Here is a 19,610-nt window from a genome sequence, read left to right as displayed (position 1 = left end):
TGCTTCAAGCTGCTGCTGCAGAACCTGTACATGGTGCCGGGGGCGCTGATGATCCGCGAGCTGCGCTTCCGCGAGTTCTCGCTGATCCGCTTCCTCGCCAGCGTGGCCGAGAACGTGGCGCTGCTGGTCGCGGCGCCGCTGGTGGGGATCTGGTGCTTCATCGCCGGGGCGCTCGGTCGCACGCTGGTGACGACCGCGGGGGTGCAGTACTTCCAGCCGTGGCTGCCGAAGCTGCTGTTCGACTGGGCGGCCACCCGCGAGGCGGTGCTGTTCGGGCTCAAGACGTCGCTCAGCCGGATCCTCTTCTTCGTCTACACCGGCCTCGACTTCTACGTCGTCGGCCACTTCTTCGGCCGCGCGGCCCTCGGCCTGTACAAGGCGGCCGCCGACCTCGCGCTCGACCCGGCGCGGATCATCAGCACGGTGGTGGTGTCGGTGGCCTTCCCCGCGTTCTCGCGCGCCCGCGACCGCCCCGCCGCGCTCGCCGAGCAATTTTTGAAGCTGTCGCGGCTCAGCTTCATCGTCGTGTCGGGCTTCCTCGTGATCGTGGTGCCGGCGGCGCCCGACCTGCTGCTGTTGCTCGACGAGCGGTGGGTCGGCGCGGCGGTGGCGGTGCGCGTGCTGGCGATCGCGGCGCTCCTGCGGGCGCTCAGCGCGGTGGTGCCTCCGCTGCTCGACGGGATCGGGCGGCCGAGCCTGACGCTGACGTACATGGCGGTGGCGGCGGTGACGATGCCGCTGTGGTTCGCGGTCGCGGCGATGCTGTTCGGCGACTGGCTCGGCTACGCCTCGGTGGCGTGGGCGTGGGTGCTCGGCTACCCGCTGGCGTTCGCGGTGCTGCTGCGCTTCGCGCTGCGCCACCTCGAGATCGATGTCGGCCGGTACGTCGGTTCGCTGATCCGCCTGGTCTTGTGGACAGGTCTGGCGATCGCCGCGGGGGCGGGCGTGCGGGCGCTCGCGGGCGGCCTCGAGGAAATGCCGCTGGCGCGCGCGCTGGTGACCGCGGCGGCGTCGATGGGGACGTACCTGGCGGCGCTGGTGCTGGCCGAGGGGATCACGCCGCGGTCGGTGTCGGCGGGCCTGAAGCCGCCGCCGCGTGACGAGCCGGCGGCGATCGAGTAAGAGGTGGAGCGGTGGCGCAGCCAGGCGACGACCTCTCGCTCCTCCGCGCCTGGCAGGCGGGCGACGTCGCGGCCGGCCGGGCGCTGGTGGCCCGCCACTACGCGAGCGTGTACCGCTTCTTCTTCTGCAAGGTCAGCGGCGACGCGTGTGAGGACCTGACCCAGGGGACATTCGAGGTGGTGTGCCGGCGGCGCGAGGCGTTCCGCGGCGAGGCGTCGTTCAAGGGGTTCTTGTTCGGCATCGCCCGCATCAAGCTGCTCGAGCACATCCGCGCGCGGTCGCGCCGCGGGCCGACGTTCGACCCGGCCGAGGACAGCGTGGTCGATCCGGAGACGGAGGGGTCGCTGTCGTCGCTGCTCGGCGAGCGGCAGATCGAGCACGTGGTGTCGCAGGCGCTGCGCGGGCTCAGCCTCGACGACCAGATCGTGCTCGAGCTGAAGGAGTACGAGCAGCTGACGGCGCGCGAGCTGGCCGAGCTGTTCGCGGTGCCCGAGGGGACGATGGCGGGGCGGATCGCGCGCGCCCGCCAGCGCCTGCGCGAGGCGACCGAGCGGCTGCTGGCTCGACCTGAACTTCGGGACAGCTCGGTGCGAGACCTCGACAGCGCGATGCGCAGCATCGGCGACAAGATCGACGGCTGGCTGCGCGGTCGACGTTGAGACGGGCGAAACCGCGCGAACTTTTTCACCGATCAAACTCGCCGCAACCAGCACTCGACCGGCGATGAAGCCCGAGCTCCCGCCCCAGTCCTCGCCCGACCCCCAGATCCTGGCGCGCGCGCAGGCCCGCCTGCTCGCCGGCCTGTCGCGCCTCGGCGAGGAGGCCACCGAGGCCGGCCCGTCGCCCACGCACGTGTCGTGGCTCGGCCCGCAGGGCGACTGGGAGGTCGGGCGCGAGCCGACGCCGGTGGCCGAGCGCTACCGCTTCGGGGCGGTGTTCGCCCGCGGCGGGCTGGGTGCGGTGCGCCGCGCGGAGGACCGCAAGCTCGGGCGCACGGTGGCGGTGAAGCAGCTGCTCCGCTTCGACGAGCGCGCGGTCCAGCGGTTCGTGCGCGAGGCGGCGATCACGGCGCGGCTGCAGCACCCCGGCATCGTGCCGCTGTACGACCTCGGACGCGACGAGCAGGGGCGGCCGTTCCTGTGCATGAAGCTGGTCGAGGGGGCGTCGCTCGAGCAGCGGATCGCCGAGGCGTCGGACCTGCGGGGGCGCCTCGAGCTGGTGCCGCACGTGATCGCGGCGGCGGAGGCGATCGCCTACGCGCACCGCGATGGGGTGATCCACCGCGACCTCAAGCCGGCCAACATCCTGGTCGGAGCGCTCGGCGAGGCGGTGGTGATCGACTGGGGGCTGGCCAAGGACATGTCTCAAGGGACAGATTTACCGGCGGACCCGGACAGCGGCGACGGCGTGATCTCCGACCTCACGGCGGCGGGCTCGCTGCTCGGCACGCTGCGCTACATGCCGCCCGAACAGGCGCGCGGCGACGGGGTCGACGCGCGCAGCGATGTCTACGCGCTGGGGGCGGTGCTCTACCACGTGATCGCCGGGGTGGCGCCGTTCCACGACCGCCGCTCGGCGCAGCTGGTCCACGACGTGCTCGCGGGTCGCCCGCGCCCGCTCGCCGAGCTGGCGCCCGCGGCTCCGCCGGCGCTGATCGCAATTGTCGAAAAGGCCATGTCCTCGGAGACAGGTAAGCGGTACGCCGGGGCCGAGGCGCTGGTCGACGATCTGCGGCGGTTCCAGGCCGGGCAGCTGGTCGGGGCGCACGCGTACTCGGCGGCGGAGGTCGGGCGCCTGTGGCTGCGGCGGCACCGGGCGGCGGCCACGGTGGCGGCGGCGTCGGTGGCTGCCCTCGCGGCGCTCGGGGTGGTGGCGTTCGCGCGGGTCCGCGAGGCGCGTGACGTCGCCGAGGAGCAGCGCGCGGCCGCCGAGATGGCGCAGGGTGTCGCGGAGCTGCGGGCGAGCGAGGCCGAGGCGGCGCGCGTGACTGCGGATCGCCGGGCCGACGAGCTGTTGCTGGCGCAGGCCCGCCTGGCGGTCGAGGCCCAGCCCTCGGAAGTGGTACCGTTGCTGGCGCAGCTGCAGCCCGATCCGGCGCGCGACGGGGCGGTGCGGGCGCTGGCGCTGGCGGTCGCGGGACCCGGGACGACGGGGCCGGTGATGCAGGGCCCGCACGAGTCGTTGATCGGCGGCATCCGCCTGGCCGATGGGACATGGATCGGGCGCACGTGGCAGGAGACGTGGCGCTGGCGGCCCGGGGCGCAGGAGGGGGAGAAGCTCGGCGAGGGGACGCTGCTGGCGGCGACGCTCGACGGGCGGACGTGGGCGCAGGTCCGGCAATTGACGCGCGAGTCGGCCGAGGTCTCGGTGTATGCGCCGGACGCGGCCGAGCCGCGGCGCTTCACGGTGAAGACGGCCAAGCCGGCGAGCTTCTATGTCTGGCGCCTGCGCCCCGATGGGGGCGTATTGTGGGCGTGGTCGGTGCTGGGCCAGCCGGCGCTCGAGCTCGACCTGCACACCGGGGAGCAGCGCGCGCTGCCGGACGCGGACGCGCCGAAGGCGGTGGCCGGGGTGTCGCTCATCGGCACGACCGACGGCTCGCGGCTCGCAGGGCTGCGCGACGGGCGGACTCTGGTGGTGTGGGACCGCGAGGCGGGGACGGTCGACGTGGAGCCGTTGGCGTGCAGGTACGCCATCAACCCCAGCTGGACGCCGGACGGCCGCGGGTTCGTGGCCTCGTGCCGCAGCGAGGCCTGCCGGCCGGAGGACGAGTCGCCGGCGTGCGAGCGCGTGTTCGCGTGGACCGACGGCGAGGCGCGCGTGGTCGAGGCGAGCCAGGTGGTCGCGGCGCGCGACGCTCTGGTGTTCATCGCTCACCGCGCCGGGGGGACGATCGCGTGGGCCGAGGATCTGGCGCGGCGCCGGCTGTGGACGCGAGATGTCCGAACGGACAGGTCCGACGATTTCGTGAGCATGGTGTACGCCAGCCCGGACGGCCGGGTGGTTTCGTGGGGCTTCGGCCTCGCCACTGAGGTGATCGACGTCGCCAGCGGGACGCGGATCCATTTGCAGGAGCGGTCGCTGGTCGACAACGTGGTGCTCGGCGACGACGAGCTGCTGGTCCACGGGCCCGGCGGGTACCGGCGCATGAAGGCGACGGACGCGGTGTGGCAGTCGCGCTGGCCGGCGCCGGCCGAGCCGCACTCGGAGGGAAGACTGGCGTCTGCTGGGGGCTGGGCGGTGGTGCGAGACGGGGGCCGGATTCTCCGGCTCGACCTGCGTTCGGGCGCGAAGGAGGCGCTGCCGGCCGCGTGCGGCCCATGGAACGATCACCGGCAGCTCTCGGCGATCGGCGACGACGGACGGGTGCTCGTCGTCGATGTCGGCAAGGACGTGTGCCTCTGGGGACATGGTCGAGCGGACATTTTCGAACTGCGTCATCACTCGGTGCCCGCGGTGGGGCTGGGACCCGACCGGTTCGCGGTCGGGTACGCCGACGGGGAGCTGCACGAGTGGATCGACGGCGCCGAGGCGTCGCGCGTGCTGCCGGTGCGCGAGCACCTGCACCAGCTGCGCTACGCCGACGACGGCAGCGTGCTCGCGGCGCTCGATGGGGACGGCGGCGTGACGGTGATCGATCGCGCCGGTGCGGCGAAGCAGCTGGTGAGCGGGTCCGCGGCCGGCGAGCAGGCGGGCGAGCGCGCGGCGCTGGCGTTCGCGCCGACGGGGACGAGGCTGGCGTTGTTCCGGCACGGGCAGCCGACGGTCGAGATCGTCGATGTCGCGCGCGGCACCACGACTCCGCTCGCCGGCGCGGGCACCAGCAAGGAGGAGTCGGTGTTCACGCCGCTGCGCTGGAGCCCGACGGGACAGGCGCTGGCGGTGCTCGACGGCGACCTGCTGCAGGCGTGGTCGCTGGCCCGCCCCGACGCGCCGGTGCAGGTCGCCGGCCTGCGCGGCGAGGACCTCGAGTTCCTCGACGAGGAGACCCTGGCGGTGGTCGGGGGGGACAGCGCGGTCGTGATCGTCGACCTCGCCACCGGTGTCCACGCGCCGATGCGCCCGGCCACGGGCGGGCGCGTGCGGCCGCAGCTCGCCGCGGTCGAGGGCGGGCTGGTGCTGCTGGCGGGCACCGGCGAGGTGCTGCAGTTCACCGACCGGCTGCCGGCCGCGGGCGCGCCGCTGCACGCGTGGCTGCGCGCGGCGGCTGGCGACAAAGACATGCCCTGAAGGACATGTTTGTTCGCGTGCCGCGAGCGCGTATTCTTGCCGTCGGAGCGAATGAGGTGTCCTCCCTCCGGGAGACCATGGTGATTGATGGGTCGTACCGGAGGAATCTGGGCACTAGACTGCGCAGCCGGCCCGCGAGCCCGTGCATGGCCGTCAGGGCCGCCTGGACGCGTGAGAGGGCCCGGTGATAGGTTGGGCCGGGCATCCGCGGTGACGGGGCGACGTGACAGCGCTTGAATCGTGGGTGCACGGGGAGGACAGGTTGATGACGAGAGTCTCTTGGATGTTCGGGAGTGTGGCGGTGGCGATGCTCGGGGTGGTCGGGGACGCGAGCGCGTTGCCGGACCGCGAGTGGGGCACGTACTACGGCGGGAGCAGCGGCGAGTCGGCCCCGGGTGTGGTCTTCGACAATTTCGGCTATCTGATCGTGGTCGGCTCGACGTCGTCGAGCGCGGGGATGGCGACGAGCGGGGCGTTCGACACGACCTTCGGCGGGGCCGTCGACGCGTTCATCTCGCAGTGGGACCAGGCGGGCAGTCGGGTGTGGAGCACGTACTACGGCGGTTCCGCCGAGGATTACTTCCTCGACGCGGTGGTCAACGACGACAACGAGATCTACGCGGTGGGCTCCACGAAGTCGACGAGCGGGATCGCCACGAGCGGCGCGCATCAGACGTCGCTGTCGGGCACCAACGACGTCATGCTGGTCAAGTTCGACGACGCGGGCGATCCGCTGTGGGCGACGTACTACGGCGGACCCGGCGTGGAGGTCGCCGGATCGGGCAACGACCCGGCGGTGTGCGTCGGCGGCGACGGCTCGGTATACCTCGTCGGTTCGACCACCTCGACGTCGCAGATCGCCACGCCGGGATCGCACCAGCCGTCGAAGAGCGGGACGACCGACGCCTTCATCGCCAAGTTCTCGAGCGCGGGCGTTCGCAGCTGGGCGACCTACTACGGCGGCACCGACGGCCACACCATCGCCACCGGGTGCGCGGTCGACAGCGCCGGCAACGTCCTGGTCGGCGGGGAGACGGCCGCGACGAACGGGATCGCCTCCGGCGGCCACGACAACACCTTCAACGGCGGCGCGTCCGACGGCTTCGTGGTGAAGTTCAACGCCTCCGGCGTGCGCCAGTGGGCGACCTACTACGGCGGGTCGGAGGCCGACACGATCGCGGCCGTGAGCCTGGCTCCGTCCGACAACCTGGTGATCGCGGGCCACTCGGAGTCGACGAACTTCATCGCCACGGGCGGGACGCATGACTGGACGCACAACGGCGGCAAGGACGGGTTCGTCGCCAAGCTCAACTCGGCGGGCGTCCGCCAGTGGGGCACGTTCCTCGGGACCGCCACGGACGACTACTTCCACGATGTCGATGTCTCGCCGTCCGGGGTGATCTATATCGCCGGTCAAACCTCGTTCCCCGGGCTGGCGACGACCGACGCGTGGGACGCGACGGTGCTCGGCTGGGAAGGCCTGTTCGCGACCTTCAGCGCCACGGGCGCGCTGGTGTACTCGAGCTACAACGGCGGCAACGGGGGCGAAGGACTGTTCGGCGTCGCGTTCAATTCGTCGGGGGTCGCGGCGATGGTCGGCCAGACCGCCTCGACCGTCGATATCGCCACGACCGGGGCGTTCGACACGGCGCTGTCCGGGCCGACCGACGCGTTCATCACGCTGGTCCGGCTGTTCTTCGTGTGACGGGCCGGACCTGGCGAGCATGTCGTGAAGGTCATGTCATTTACGACATCACCTTCACGACATGTTAATTCGCACAGGTCGACGTCGACGGCCTCGCGCCGCCGGCCTCGCCGCGGGTGTTCAGCGTGAGCTTGCCGCGACGAGCTCGATGGCGTCGACGTGCTCGACCTTGCGCGGGTCGGCGTCGACGGGGGCTGGCCAGGACATGACCTGAAGGACAGGTTCATTCGCACGCCTCGTGGCGCGGATCGTCGGCGTGATCTCGACGCGACGGATCCGCACCGCCGGATATGTCATGAGCGCGCGCTCTTCGACGCGTGCTTTCGGCGTCGGAGCGAACAAGCGGCTACCGCTCCGGCGGGCCCCGGTGACAGGTGCATCGTTGCCGCCGAGCGGGGGTTTGTAGACACCCATCCGGGCAGGAGCCCGTGAAATCGCCGGGCGGCTCAGCGCGGAGAAACGTCACTGCTCGTCGGTCCGGGTCACCGAAAGCGCAGTGATAGGCTGAGCCGGGCGTCCGCGGTGACGGACGCCGTGACAGCGCTTGAATCATGAGGGAATGGGGAGAGCCGGTATGATGACGAGAGTATTTTGGATGTTCGGCAGCGTGGCGGTGGCGATGGTCGGGGTGGTCGGGCACGCGAGCGCGCTGCCGGATCGCGAGTGGGGCACGTACTACGGCGGGACGGGCACCGAGAGCGCCGAGGACGTCGCGTTCGATTCGTGGAACTACATGGTCGTGGCCGGCTATACGACGTCCACCGCCGGGATGACGACGAGCGGAGTGTTCGACACGAGCTTCAACGGGGCGATCGACGGGTTCGTCTCGCTATGGGACCAGACGTCCGGCCGGATCTGGAGCACGTACTACGGGGGGGCCGGTGACGACTACTTCCGGAAGGTGGTCGTCAACGGCGACGACGAGATCTACGCGGTGGGCTCGACGAAGTCGTCGAGCGGGATCGCCACGACCGGCGCGCATCAGACGTCGCTGTCGGGCACCGTCGACGTCATGCTGGTCAAGTTCGACGATACGGGCGACCGGGTGTGGGGCACGTACTTCGGCGGGCCCGGTAACGAGGAGAGCGCGAACCCCGACCAGTCCGTGTGCGTCGGCGGCGACGGCTCCGTGTACATCGTCGGCGCGACCACCTCGACGTCGCAGATCGCCACCGCGGGCGCGCACCAGACCACGCGGCGGGGCACGACGGACGCGTTCGTCGCCAAGTTCTCCGGCGACGGCGATCTCGAGTGGGCGACGTACTACGGCGGCACCGACGGTCAGACCTTCGCCACCGGTTGCGCGGTCGACAGCGCCGGCAACGTCCTGGTCGGCGGCTTCACGTCCGCGACGAACGGGATCGCCAGCGGCGGCCACGACAACAGCTACAACGGCGGCGCCACCGACGGCTTCGTGGTGAAGTTCGACGCCGACGGCGCGCGGCAGTGGGCCACCTACTACGGGGGGTCGGACTACGACCAGATCTTCGATGTCGCCCTGGCTCCGTCCGACAACCTGGTGGTCGCGGGCGTGACGGAGTCCACGAATTTCATCGCCACGAGCGGCACGCACGACATCACGCACAACGGCGGCGGGGACGGGTTCATCGCCAAGTTCAACGCCTCGGGCGTCCGGCAGTGGGGGACGTTCTTCGGCTCCAGCGGGTACGAGTCGCTCTACAGCGTCGATGTCTCGTCTGCAGGGACGATCTACCTGGCCGGCACGAGCGCCGGCGCGGGGCTCGCGACCAGCGGCGCGTGGGACTCGACGGTCGGCGGCAGCGAGGGCCTGTTCGCGTCCTTCAACGCCGCGGGCTCGCTGCTGTACGCCAGCTACAACGGCGGCACGGCGTGGGACGGCGCGTACGGCGTCGCGTCCAGTTCGTCGGGGGTGGCGGTGGTGGTCGGCGGCACGGCGTCCAGCGCCAACGTCGCCACGACCGGGGCGTTCGACACGGTGCTGAGCGGCAGCTACGACGCGCTCATCACGCTGGTCCGCCTGTACTGGGTCTAGCAGTCCTTTCGAGCATGTCGATCAGGGCATGTCTTCGTGAACATGCCCTGATGGTCATGTCGATTCACGCAGCCCGACGCCGATCGTGCCGGCGACACCGCGGGCCTCGCCGCGGCCGATGGGCCGCGCCGGGGGAGCGTGGGCGCGGACGCGCGGGCGCCGGGGGCCGGCGATCGTGGTACGATGCCCGCCGCCATGCCTGCCCCGATCGTCGCCTTCGCCGCCGCCGCCGCCGTCTTCGCCGGGCTGGGGCTGTCCTACGTGTTCTCGACCGACGCGCGCACGCGGCGGGCGCTGAAGAAGCGGGCGGTGACGCCGATCCGCGGGCTCCGCGACGGCGAGGTGGTGCGCGTGCGCGGGCGGGTGATCGCCGGTGAACGCGTGCTCGAGGCGCCGCTGTCCGGCCGCGCGTGCGTGCACTACCTGGCGACGGTCGACCAGCAGACGGGGCGCAACCACTGGCGAGAGGTCGCCCGCGAGGAGCGTCACGTCGAGTTCGCGATCGACGACGGAACGGCGCGGATCGAGGTGAGCATGGGCCTGGTGCGCGTGGCAGTGGTCCGCGACCTGCACACCCGCTCGGGCACGTTCGACGACGCCAGCGAGATCGAGGAGGCGTTCCTGCGCCGCCACGGGCTGCAGAGCACGAACTTCATCGGGCTCAATCTGGCGATCCGCTACGAGGAAGGGGCGATCGAGCCGGGCGAGGAAGTGACGGCGATGGGCCTGGTGCGCGCGGAGATCCGCCACGGCCAGCGGGTGCTGGTGCTCGACGCGCCCGAAGACGGGCCGCTGCTGCTGAGCGACGACCCGCGCGCGGTGACCAGGTGAGCGAGTCGCCGGCGCTTCGTGTTTGATCGTGTCGCGTGCGCGGCGAAGGGCGGCGCGTCGCACACGGCCGTCGCGCTTCACGATTCCCTGCATCGTCCGCGTTCCGCGGCACAGGCGGGAAGGCATCACAGGCCTCGACTGCGCCGCGCCGGGCGTCAGTCTCCGGACGGGGTCAAGAATCGAGCGACGAGGTCGTCGCGGCCGATGGCGGTCCAGGCCTCGCGCGCGAGGCGGAGGTGGCGGTCTCGCTCGTCGGGAGTGGTTGCGAGCGCGGCGAGCCGATGATGGGTGTAGCCGATGGAGTAGGGCTCGGGGATGCGTTGATACTGGCTGAGGGCCTGCTCGTAGCGGAGGCGGGCGGTGTCGTGGTCGGAGCGCTCCCGGGCGATGTCTCCCAGGCTCCTGATACAGTTGGCCTCGCCGAGGAGGGAGCCGACCTTACGATAGAGAGGGAGGGCCTGCTCGATGCGGAGGCGGGCGGTGTCGTGGTCGGAGCCCTCCAGGGCGATGTCTCCCAGGCTCAGGATGCAGTTGGCCTCGCCCACGAGGGAGCCGACCTTGCGGTAGAGAGGGAGGGCCTGCTCGAAGCGGAGGCGAGCGGCGTCGTGGTCGGAGCGCTCCAGGGCGATGTTTCCCAGGCATTGAGTGCAGTTGGCCTCGCCGAGGAGGGAGCCGTCCTTGCGGTAGAGAGGGAGGGCCTGCTCGTAGCGGAGGCGGGCGGTGTCGTGGTCGGAGCGCTGCAGGGCGACGTCGCCCAGGCCCTTGATGCAGCTGGCCTCGCCGAGGAGGGAGCCGACCTTGTGATAGAGGGGGAGGGCCTGCTCGTAGCGGAGGCGGGCGGTGTCGTGATCGGAGCGCGCGAGGGCGATGTCTCCAAGGCTTTTGATGCAGTTCGTCTCACCGAGCTGGTCATTGACCTTGCGAAAGAGGGGGAGGGCCTGCTCGAAGTGGAGGCGAGCGGTGTCGTGGTCGGAGCGCCGCAGGGCGACGGCTCCCAGGCTCAGGATGCAGTTGGCCTCGCCGAAGAGAGAGCCGACCTTGCGGTAGAGAGGCAGGGCCTGCTCGTAACGAAGGCGGGCGGTGTCGTGGTCGGAGCGCCCGAGGGCGATGTCCCCCAGGCGTCGGATGCAGCTGGCCTCGCCGAGTTGGTCGCCGACCTTGCGAAAGAGGGAGAGAGCCTGTTCGTAGCGGAGGCGGGCAGTGTCGTGGTCGGAGCGTCGGAGGGCGATGTCTCCCAGGCTCTTGACACAGTTGGCCTCGCCGAGTTGGTCGCCGACCTGGCGAAAGAGAGGGAGGGCCTGTTCGTAGCGGAGGCGTGCTGTGTCGTGGTCGGAGCGCCGGAGGGCGATGCCTCCCAGACCCAGGATGCAGTTGGCCTCGCCGAGGTGCTCTCCGATCTCGTGATAGAGAGGGAGGGCTTGCTCGAAGCGGACGCGGGCGGCGTCGTGGTCGGAGCGTCGCAGGGCGATGCCGCCAGAGAGCTCGAACCACCGTGCCGCGAGCGCCGGGTCTGGCTCCGACGACGGCTCGCCCAGCGCCGTCAGGATCGACGCGGCTTCGTCGGTGTCGAAGGCATTGAACGCGGCATGTGCGAACCGCAGGCGCAGCGCCGTAGCGTTCTCGGCGTCGTTCGGCAGCGCGGCGACCAGGCCCCGCAGGCGCTCGAGCTCCTCCAGGGCCGTCTCGGGCGGCGGCCCTTCGGCGGCGAGGTCACCTCCGGACGTGGGGGCCTGATCTTCGGCGCTCTCGACGTGCGTCTCGAAGCTGCGCCACGAGTAGAGGTCCGGCATCTGCTCCGAGATCGCGCGGAGCACGTCCGCGTCCGCCACGATCACGAGGGGCCCCGGCACCGTGCGAGAGAGCAGGTCGCGGGCGAGGTTCAGCGAATGCACGGCGGGAGCGAGCGTCGCGCCGATGCTGTACTGCTCCAGGCCCGTGAGGACCACGCCCACCCGCTCATCGGGTGGGAGGGCCAGGGCTTGCAGCGCGTCCCAGGGGCGCTGCGAGGGGCCGAGCGTGACGAATCGCAGCGGGGGCACCTCGTCGTGACCGGACCACGCCGCCAGGCGCGCGAGCAGCTCGTCCCGGGCGGGTCCCATCGGCACTTCGATGAAGATCAGCGTGAAGCGGACCGCGTCCTGGAGGACCAGTCGCAGCGCCTCGAGCCGCCCGTTCTGGTCGATGTCGAGCATCGGGCCTCACGAGGTCGCGGCAGGTGCGGCGCTCCGGTAGGCGCGGGTCCTCCGCGCGAGCGGGTGCACGTCGTACCAGGTCTCGCCGTTGTACTCGAGCACCACCATGCTGTGGAGCAGGGCGTTGCGGGCGGCCTCGTCGAAGCCGACCGGGAAGCAGCTGCAGGCCGCGATCTCGTGCAGTCCCGGGAGGTAGGGCTTGCCTTGCAGCATGCGCTCGTAGCTGCTGACGATGTCCCGCACGCCGGCCTCGATGTCCGCGACGGTGAGCCCCATCGCGGGCTTGAGCGAGAGGGACTCGAGCACGATGCGGAAGAGGTCGCGGATGACGCCCCCGGAGAGCTCGATGGCCCGGGCGAACGCGGCGTCGTCCGCGAAGAGGATCGCGGTGTCGACCCGTTTGGACAGGAGCGACTTCAGCACCGTGATGCCGCGCTCGTGGGGTTTCGTCGGCACGCGTGCCTGGTGTACGGGCACCATCGGCAGGACCTTCACCGTCGGGTTCAGGAACACCTGGCGCAGGCGGGCATGGGCGAAGTGGAGCGACACCGGCACGGTGAGGATGATGTGCGCGCCGAGCCGCTGCACGGTCGGGAGCTGCTCGATGAAGAAGAGGTCGTGGGTGTTCTTCGCGCTCTGATGATCCAGCTCGGCGAAGACGATCTTCTCGAGGTTGTCGGCGACGATGACGAGGTCGTCGATGCCGCCCCTGGCGAGCCCGGCGCGGAGATCGATGAGCAGGTCGGAGAGGTCGGTCATCAGCTCGGTCACGCGCTCGCGCAGGGTCTCGCGCATTCGCTTCTGGAGGCCGAACTCGGTCTTGACCTTGGCCTTGAGCTTCGCCACCCCCACGGGGATCTCGAGATCGAGGTCGACGTCGATGGACTTTAGCCAGCCGCGGACGCTGGCCCACAGCTTCTTCGCGGTCTTCGACGGGCCGAGGAGCGGTCGTAGCAGCGGATCCTCGGCGATGGCGTTGAAGACGGCGACCAGGAACTCGGGGAGCTGCACCGAGTTGATGTCGAGATATTCGAGGGCGTCGACCCACAGCACATGGAAGCAGCGGCCCTCCTTCTCCTTCTCCAGCTCATGCGTGAGCCAGCGGAGCTCGGTGGTCTTGCCGCTGCCGACGTGGCCGCTGAACAGCACCGTCCGGTAGGCCGCCCTCCGCGCGTCACGGATGTCGCCCTCGATCTGGTCGAGCACTCGCCCACCGCGTACGTCGGCGAGGTCGACGCGGAGGCGCTCCAGATCCTTGCCCTTCAGCTCGAACTGGAGGTCACAGGCGGCTTTCATGTCACGGCGACTCTTCGCGGGGATCGGGATCTCGTCGACTAGGAAGTTGTCGGCGTCGGACGGCATGACTGCCGGGCAGCATGCCAGAACTCGCCTGGTGGCGCGAACGCCTGCTCCGCGGGAGGGGAAGCGGACCATTGCTTCACGGATGCCCACTGGGGAGCGCAGCTTGCGCGTTCGGCGTGCGAACGAGCGTCAGTACGAGTTGCAGCCGAGCGTGGTGTTCGCGACGCGGCCGTCGATCGAACCGCTGAAGGACTTCGGGGCGACTGTACCCGCGGCTCGTCGTCTCGCCGACGAACGGATGGTGGCGAGTCGATCGCTTCAGCGGTGCCACGGGCGGCCGCGCCACTTCCACAGGTAGACGGCGAGGACCGCCAGCAGGAGGCCGTTGTAGAGCGCGACGATGGAGAGGATCGAGAAGGTGGAGAACGCGAGCAGCGACATGAGCGCGGTACCTCTGGACGCTGATGAGGTTGAATCGGCGCGGCCTCGCGGGCGCGCGAAGGTTTTTCGCCGGTTCACCCGACGTCGCGTCATGTGCTAAACGCGTGGACGCGATGCTCACGAGCAACCCTCGACCGATCTGGATCGTCGGCGCCGGCGCGGTCGGCCTGCACCTCGCGGCGCGGCTGGCCGACGTGACCGCGGTGACGCTGGTGGCTCGCGGGTCGCGGACCCGCGCGCTGGCCGAGGACGGCTTCGAGGTGACGGGGGCGGAGCAGCGGCGCGCGCGGGTGCCGGTGGTCGCGGCCGAGGCGGCGTGGACGCTTCCGCCGGAGGCGATCGTGCTGGTCGCGGTGAAGGCGACGCAGCTGGCGGAGACGCTGCGCACGCTGGCGCCCCGGATGACGCAGGGGCAGGTGCTGGGGCTGTGTCAGAACGGGCTCGGGGTGGCGGCGCTGGCGGCCGAGCTGGCGCCGGCGACGGCGCGGGTGCGAGTGGCGTGCTGGTTGGGAGCGGGGCTGGTCGGGCCGACGACGGTGCGCGTCGCCGGGGTGTTCCAGCTCGAGCTGGCGGCCGACGCCGAACCTGCTCGTTCGCACATGTCCGAACTGCAAGGTCTGCTGGCGGCGGGCGGCTACCCGGTGGCCTGCGCGACGTCGATCGCGGCCTGCGAGTGGCGCAAGTCGCTGTGGAACCTGGCGGTCAGCGGACCGTGCGCGCTGCTCGACGCGGCGAACGGGGCCATCCTCGACGTGCCCGAGCTGCGCGCGCTGGCGCAGTCGCTGCTGGTCGAGGCGCGCGCGGTCGCGGTGGCCGAGGGGGTGGCGCTGGCCGACGCGGATCTCGAGCGGGTGTTCACCTCGACCGAGAAGACGCGGGCGAACCACAACGCGATGCTGCAGGACCTGCGTCGCGGGGCGGCGACCGAGATCGCGTTCTTGAACGCGGCGGTGGCGAAGCTGGCAGAACGGCACGGGCTGACGGCGCCGACGCACGCGACGGTGGCGCGGCTGGTGGCGGCGCGCGAAGCTCTCGGGCGTGCGGGCTGACATCACGACGCGTCGACGGACGCGATGGTGGCGGGGCACGTCGCGGCGCGGGAAGCTCTCGGGCGTGCGGGCTGACGATGCTCGTGCAGGCGGAGGTCGCTGTAAGTGTCTGCCGCGCGGGGATGACACGCCGTAATTGACGCGAGAAAGCGTCTGTTCGGCGGCCAGCCCTGGCCGTCGAACAGGCGCAGACGACCTGCTCGATGGGACATCCGAACATCGAAGCCGACGACGGCGTGGCGGCCTCTCACGGCTGCAGCCGTGCCAGGGGTCCGGGGAAGGGTCGGCGGCGAATACGAGGCAGGATGGGCGCGAGGAACGAGCGTCCATCCAGACGCTGAACTCGCCGCCGACCCTTCCCCGGACCCCCGCGAGGCGCAGTCGGCAATTCGCGAAGCACGATCCCGAGCCGCCGGGCCGCGGTCTCGCTGCTACGCGGTTTGGCGCGGCCGTGCGAGCACCATCGTCCACGGGAACACGCCGGGCGCCGCGAGGACCTCGAAGTCGCGGGCGAGGAAGCGGTGGAAGCCGGCGCGGCCCCAGTGGTTGACGTGCTCGGGGTCGTTGCCGAGGCGCGTGAGGTTCTTGCCGCGCATGAAGTTGAGGGCGCAGAAGAACGGCTCGCGCGGGACGCTGAGCAGGACGTGCCGGCGGGCCAGGCGGCGCAGGATGGGCAGCATCTGCGCGGGGTCGGGGATGTGCTCGAGCACCTCGAGCATCATGACCATGTCGAAGCTGCGGCCGTCGTCGACCAGCTGGCGGGCGTCGATGACGTCGAGGCGGGCGCGGTCGCCGAGGCGGGCGCGCGCGTCGGCGATCGCACTTTGGGACAGATCGATGCCGGTGAACTCGGCGGCGATGCCGGCCTGCAGCAGGGCCTCGATCATGAAGCCCTCGCCGCAGCCGAGGTCGAGGATCGTGCGCGGGGCGGCCCGGCGGACCAGCGCGGCGGCCTCGCGCTTGAAGCGGGCGATGAGGGCGCGCTGGATCGGGTTCTTGCTCTCGTGCTTCTGCTTGTTGCCGCTGGTCATGCGGGTCCCGGAGGTTCGTCAGGGGCGGCGCGCCGGCTGGTTCTGGTTCTGCGCCCGCGTGACGGTGCGCGCCTCCTCGCTGACCTGGTCGCCCTCGGCGAGGGACACCGGCAGCTGGCGGCCGCTCATCGGCGGGGCGGAGGGCGGGAGCACGGGGCTCGGCTGGGCGTAGATCGCGGCGCGCGTGGCCGCGGGGGCCTCGCGCTCCTCGCGGATCGAGAACACCTCCTGCGAGCGGATGGTGGTGCGCACCAGCAGCTCGCCGAGCAGGCCGACGCCGACGAACTGCATGGCGACGATGGTGAGCAGCACGCCGAGCGTGAGCAGCGGGCGCTCGCCGATCGCGTAGCCGAACAGCCACAGGAAGCTGAGGTAGGTCAGGGTCAGCACGCCGAGGCCGCCGAGGATCATCCCGGGGATGCCGAAGAAGTGCAGCGGGCGGGTGCGGTAGCGGGTGACGAGCAGGACCGTGAGCAGGTCCATGAAGCCGTCGAACATCCGCTTGACGCCGTACTTGCTCTTGCCGTGCTTGCGCGCGCGATGGTTGACGATCAGCTCCTCGACGCGATAGCCGCGGTGGTGGGCGAGGACGGGCAGGAAGCGGTGGAAGCCGCCGTAGACCGACAGCTCGCGCACGCAGTCGGCGCGGTAGGCCTTGAAGCCGCAGTTGAAGTCGTGCAGCCGCACGCCCGAGAGGCGGCTGACGACGGCGTTGAACAGCCGCGACGGCAGGGTCTTGTCGATCGGGTCGTGGCGGGTCTTCTTCCACCCCGAGACGAGGTCGGCGCCGGCCTCGATCCGGCGCACGAAGTCGTCGATCATCGCCGGGTCGTCCTGCAGGTCGGCGTCCATCGTCAGCACGATCTGCCCGCGCACCCGCTCGAACCCGGCGGCCAGCGCCGACGACTTGCCGAAGTTGCGGCGGAAGTGGACCACGCGCGAACGCGGGTCGCGAGCGGCCAGCTCGTCGAGCGCGTGGGCGGAGCCGTCGCGGCTGCCGTCGTCGATCCAGAGGATCTCGTAGGTGCGGCCGAGCTTGACGCAGGCGTCGGTGACCTGCGCGTGCATCTCGGGGATCGACCTCAGCTCGTCGAACAGCGGGATGAGGATCGAGATGTAGGGCTGGTTGCTCAAGGGGATCCTAGCGGCCACCCTCGGGCGCGATCATGGCCTCGGGGCGGACGTAGCGGTCGAACTCCTCGGCCGAGAGCAGGCCGAGCGCGACGGCGGCCTCCTTGAGCGAGGTGCCGTCCTTGTGGGCCTTCTTGGCGATCTTCGCGGCGTTGTCGTAGCCGATGTACGGGTTGAGCGCGGTGACGTTCATCAGGCTCTGCTCGAGGTTGGCGGCCAGCTTGTCGCGGCGCGGCTCGATGCCCTCGGCGCAGAACTCGCGGAAGTTGCGGCAGGCGTCGCCGAGCAGGCGGGTCGAGTGCAGCGTGTTGTGGATGATGAGCGGCTTGTAGACGTTGAGCTCGAAGTTGCCGCTCATGCCGCCGATGTTGACGGCGACGTCGTTGCCGAGCACCTGGGCGCAGACCATCGTCATGGCCTCGCACTGGGTCGGGTTGACCTTGCCGGGCATGATCGAGGAGCCGGGCTCGTTCTCGGGGATGGTGATCTCGCCGAAGCCGCAGCGCGGGCCGGAGGCGAGCCAGCGCACGTCGTTGGCGATCTTGGTGAGGGCGCAGGCGAGGGTCTTGAGCCCGCCGTGGAGGGCGACCAGCGCCTCGTGCCCGGCCAGCGCGGCGAACTTGTTGGGCGCGGTCACGAACGGCAGGCCGGTGAGCGCGGCGATCTGCCTGGCGCTGGTGACGGCGTAGTCCTTGTGGGTGTTGAGGCCGGTGCCGACGGCGGTGCCGCCGAGCGCGAGCTCGTAGACCCGCGGCAAGGCGCTCTCGACGGCGCGGCGGGCGTCGTCGAGCTGCTGCACCCAGCCGGAGATTTCCTGCCCGAGGGTGATCGGGGTGGCGTCCTGCAGGTGGGTCCGGCCGACCTTGACGATGTCGGCGAAGGCGGCGCTCTTGGCCGCGAGGACGTTGCGCAGGGCGTCGAGCCGCGGCAGCAGGTGATGCACGATCTGCTCGGCGGCGGCGATGTGCATCGCCGTGGGGAAGGTGTCGTTCGACGACTGGCCGCGGTTGACGTCGTCGTTGGGGTGGATCGGCTTCTTGCTGCCCATGACGCCGCCGGCGAGCTCGATCGCGCGGTTGCCGATGACCTCGTTGGCGTTCATGTTGGTCTGCGTGCCGCTGCCCGTCTGCCACACGCGCAGCGGGAAGTGAGCGTCGAGGTCGCCGGCGATGACCTCGTCGGCGGCGCGCACGATCAGGTCGACCTTGTCCTGCGGCAGGGTGCCGAGCTCGCCGTTGGCCAGCGCGGCGGCCTTCTTGAGGATCCCGAGAGCGCGGATCATCGGCCGCGAGAAGCGGTCGTCGCCGATGTCGAAGTGGTGCAGCGAGCGCTCGGTCTGGGCACCCCAGTAGCGGTCGGTGGCGACCTGGATGGGGCCCATGCTGTCGGTTTCGGTGCGGCTCTCGGCCTTGTCGCCTGCGGTCATGCGGGGGGCAAGCTAGCACCATCGGCGTCACAGAGGTGGGCCTTTGTCGTCACGACTTGACGGCTTGACCGCGCCCGCGCGGCAGGCGAGGGTCGGCGCATGCGCAAGGTAGTGATCGCCGCCCCGGGCGGGCACGAGCGGCTGACGCTGGTCGACACGGAGGCGCCCCGACCGGCGCCCGGCGAGGTCCGGATCGCGGTCACGGCCATCGGGGTCAACTACGCCGACTGCGTGGTCCGCATGGGCCTGTACGCCTCGGCGCAGGAGTTCGTCGGCTGGCCGATCACCCCGGGCTTCGAGGTCGCAGGGGTCGTCGACGCGCTCGGCGAAGGCGTGACCGACCTCGCGGTCGGGGCCGAGGTGATCGCGGTGACCCGCTTCGGCGGCTACGCGACGGCGCTGTGCGTGCCGGCTGACCAGGTGTTCGCGGTGCCGCCGGGCCTCAGCCTCGCCGAGGCGGCGGCGGTCCCCGCGGTGTACCTGACGGCCTGGTACGCGCTGCACGCGCTGGCGCACGCGCGCGCGGGCGAGTCGGTGCTCGTCCACTCGGCTGCCGGCGGAGTCGGCGGCGCGCTGTGTCAGTTCGCCCGCCGCGCCGGCTGCCGGGTGATCGGCGTGGTCGGCGGAGCGCACAAGGTGACGGCGGCCCAGGCCGCCGGGGCCGAGGTGGTGATCGACAAGTCGCGCGCGGCGCTGTGGCCGGCGGTCAGGTCGGCCGCGCGGGACGGGGTCGACGTCGCCTGCGACGCCAACGGCCCGGAGACGCTGCGCCAGAGCTACCGCCACCTGGCGGCGGGCGGGCGCCTGATCGTGTATGGCTTTCACACCATGCTCCCGAGGACAGGTGGGAAGCCCAACAAGCTGAAGCTGGCGCTGGCCTACCTGCGCACGCCGTGGTTCTCGCCGCTGGCGCTGACCAACGAGAACCGCGGGGTGCTCGGCTTCAACCTGTCGTACATGTTCCACCGCGCGCCGCTGCTGCGCGCGGGGATGGCGGCGATCGCCGACGGGCTGGCGGCCGGCGAGCTGCGGCCGCCGCCGGTGACGACCTATCCCATGGACCAGGTGGCCCAGGCGCACCGCGACCTCGAGTCGGGGCGCACCGTCGGGAAATTGGTGCTGCTGACCTGAGGGAC

General features: G+C 71.1%; 15 protein-coding genes. 8 read left to right on the top strand and 7 right to left on the bottom strand.

Features of this window, described 5'->3' with window-relative positions:
* The 4 genes from K7C98_RS25895 to K7C98_RS25880 all read left to right on the top strand — a co-directional run.
* Nucleotides 1–1,122 (top strand): oligosaccharide flippase family protein (locus tag K7C98_RS25895; RefSeq protein ID WP_224194448.1); only part of this gene is annotated, 1,122 nt, incomplete at its 5' end.
* Nucleotides 1,123–1,133: 11 nt separating this feature from the next.
* Nucleotides 1,134–1,781, top strand: a complete 648-nt coding sequence (locus K7C98_RS25890) for an RNA polymerase sigma factor (protein WP_224194447.1) — start codon at nt 1,134–1,136, stop codon at nt 1,779–1,781.
* Between the two features lie 64 nt (nt 1,782–1,845).
* Nucleotides 1,846–5,352, top strand: a complete 3,507-nt coding sequence (locus K7C98_RS25885; protein ID WP_224194446.1) for a serine/threonine-protein kinase — start codon at nt 1,846–1,848, stop codon at nt 5,350–5,352.
* A 265-nt stretch (nt 5,353–5,617) separates the two neighbouring features.
* Nucleotides 5,618–7,057: an SBBP repeat-containing protein gene (locus K7C98_RS25880; protein WP_224194445.1), complete on the top strand. Its 1,440-nt coding sequence runs from the start codon at nt 5,618–5,620 to the stop codon at nt 7,055–7,057.
* A 120-nt stretch (nt 7,058–7,177) separates the two neighbouring features.
* On the opposite strand, the gene K7C98_RS25875 is transcribed toward K7C98_RS25880, so the two are convergent.
* The gene (locus K7C98_RS25875) at nt 7,178–7,354 is read right to left on the bottom strand and encodes a hypothetical protein (RefSeq protein ID WP_224194444.1); all 177 of its coding nucleotides are present in this window, start codon (nt 7,352–7,354) and stop codon (nt 7,178–7,180) included.
* 280 nt (nt 7,355–7,634) lie between these two features.
* Between K7C98_RS25875 and K7C98_RS25870 the strand changes: the two genes are divergently transcribed.
* Together K7C98_RS25870 and K7C98_RS25865 are read left to right on the top strand one after the other, a co-directional pair.
* Entirely contained in the window at nt 7,635–9,071 is a 1,437-nt protein-coding gene (locus K7C98_RS25870; RefSeq protein ID WP_224194443.1) for an SBBP repeat-containing protein, read from the top strand.
* A 195-nt stretch (nt 9,072–9,266) separates the two neighbouring features.
* Nucleotides 9,267–9,902 (top strand): GIDE domain-containing protein, encoded by a 636-nt coding sequence (locus K7C98_RS25865; protein WP_224194442.1) that lies wholly within the window; start codon nt 9,267–9,269, stop codon nt 9,900–9,902.
* 155 nt (nt 9,903–10,057) lie between these two features.
* On the opposite strand, the gene K7C98_RS25860 is transcribed toward K7C98_RS25865, so the two are convergent.
* The 3 genes from K7C98_RS25860 to K7C98_RS43895 form a co-directional block, all read right to left on the bottom strand.
* Complete coding sequence (locus tag K7C98_RS25860; protein ID WP_224194441.1) at nt 10,058–12,094, bottom strand: tetratricopeptide repeat protein; 2,037 nt, start codon at nt 12,092–12,094, stop codon at nt 10,058–10,060.
* A gap of 6 nt (nt 12,095–12,100) precedes the next feature.
* Complete coding sequence (locus tag K7C98_RS25855; RefSeq protein WP_224194440.1) at nt 12,101–13,456, bottom strand: hypothetical protein; 1,356 nt, start codon at nt 13,454–13,456, stop codon at nt 12,101–12,103.
* A gap of 258 nt (nt 13,457–13,714) precedes the next feature.
* Nucleotides 13,715–13,837, bottom strand: a complete 123-nt coding sequence (locus K7C98_RS43895) for a hypothetical protein (protein WP_263429815.1) — start codon at nt 13,835–13,837, stop codon at nt 13,715–13,717.
* A 113-nt stretch (nt 13,838–13,950) separates the two neighbouring features.
* Here K7C98_RS43895 and K7C98_RS25850 point away from each other — a divergent pair, with 113 nt between their 5' ends.
* Nucleotides 13,951–14,886 carry a ketopantoate reductase family protein gene (locus K7C98_RS25850; RefSeq protein ID WP_224194439.1) on the top strand — a complete coding sequence of 312 codons (936 nt, stop codon included), beginning with the start codon at nt 13,951–13,953 and terminating at the stop codon, nt 14,884–14,886.
* Nucleotides 14,887–15,317: 431 nt separating this feature from the next.
* On the opposite strand, the gene K7C98_RS25845 is transcribed toward K7C98_RS25850, so the two are convergent.
* Genes K7C98_RS25845 through fumC form a run of 3 tightly spaced genes read right to left on the bottom strand, consistent with a single transcriptional unit; the run spans nt 15,318 to nt 18,474 of the window.
* Nucleotides 15,318–15,917 carry a class I SAM-dependent methyltransferase gene (locus K7C98_RS25845; RefSeq protein ID WP_224194438.1) on the bottom strand — a complete coding sequence of 200 codons (600 nt, stop codon included), beginning with the start codon at nt 15,915–15,917 and terminating at the stop codon, nt 15,318–15,320.
* Nucleotides 15,918–15,935: 18 nt separating this feature from the next.
* Nucleotides 15,936–17,051: a glycosyltransferase family 2 protein gene (locus tag K7C98_RS25840; RefSeq protein WP_224194437.1), complete on the bottom strand. Its 1,116-nt coding sequence runs from the start codon at nt 17,049–17,051 to the stop codon at nt 15,936–15,938.
* A gap of 7 nt (nt 17,052–17,058) precedes the next feature.
* Nucleotides 17,059–18,474 (bottom strand): class II fumarate hydratase, encoded by a 1,416-nt coding sequence (gene fumC, locus K7C98_RS25835; protein WP_224194436.1) that lies wholly within the window; start codon nt 18,472–18,474, stop codon nt 17,059–17,061.
* A gap of 99 nt (nt 18,475–18,573) precedes the next feature.
* Here fumC and K7C98_RS25830 point away from each other — a divergent pair, with 99 nt between their 5' ends.
* The gene (locus K7C98_RS25830; protein ID WP_224194435.1) at nt 18,574–19,605 is read left to right on the top strand and encodes a synaptic vesicle VAT-1 family membrane protein; all 1,032 of its coding nucleotides are present in this window, start codon (nt 18,574–18,576) and stop codon (nt 19,603–19,605) included.
* Nucleotides 19,606–19,610 lie beyond the last annotated feature (5 nt).

It is taken from the genome of Nannocystis pusilla (assembly GCF_020073745.1).
GTDB lineage: Bacteria > Myxococcota_A > Polyangia > Nannocystales > Nannocystaceae > Nannocystis > Nannocystis radixulma.
The sequence above is the reverse complement of the archived record's forward strand: the minus strand, read 5'-3'. Positions and strand labels throughout refer to the sequence as shown.

Coding starts and splice junctions, on each gene's coding strand:
- K7C98_RS25885 (WP_224194446.1), top strand. CDS start 1,846: ATGAAGCCCGAGCTCCCGCCCCAGTCCTCGCCCGACCCCCAGATCCTG.
- K7C98_RS25880 (WP_224194445.1), top strand. CDS start 5,618: ATGACGAGAGTCTCTTGGATGTTCGGGAGTGTGGCGGTGGCGATGCTC.
- K7C98_RS25875 (WP_224194444.1), bottom strand. CDS start 7,354: ATGACATATCCGGCGGTGCGGATCCGTCGCGTCGAGATCACGCCGACG.
- K7C98_RS25870 (WP_224194443.1), top strand. CDS start 7,635: ATGACGAGAGTATTTTGGATGTTCGGCAGCGTGGCGGTGGCGATGGTC.
- K7C98_RS25865 (WP_224194442.1), top strand. CDS start 9,267: ATGCCTGCCCCGATCGTCGCCTTCGCCGCCGCCGCCGCCGTCTTCGCC.
- K7C98_RS25860 (WP_224194441.1), bottom strand. CDS start 12,094: ATGCTCGACATCGACCAGAACGGGCGGCTCGAGGCGCTGCGACTGGTC.
- K7C98_RS25855 (WP_224194440.1), bottom strand. CDS start 13,456: ATGCCGTCCGACGCCGACAACTTCCTAGTCGACGAGATCCCGATCCCC.
- K7C98_RS43895 (WP_263429815.1), bottom strand. CDS start 13,837: ATGTCGCTGCTCGCGTTCTCCACCTTCTCGATCCTCTCCATCGTCGCG.
- K7C98_RS25850 (WP_224194439.1), top strand. CDS start 13,951: ATGCTCACGAGCAACCCTCGACCGATCTGGATCGTCGGCGCCGGCGCG.
- K7C98_RS25845 (WP_224194438.1), bottom strand. CDS start 15,917: ATGACCAGCGGCAACAAGCAGAAGCACGAGAGCAAGAACCCGATCCAG.
- fumC (WP_224194436.1), bottom strand. CDS start 18,474: ATGACCGCAGGCGACAAGGCCGAGAGCCGCACCGAAACCGACAGCATG.
- K7C98_RS25830 (WP_224194435.1), top strand. CDS start 18,574: ATGCGCAAGGTAGTGATCGCCGCCCCGGGCGGGCACGAGCGGCTGACG.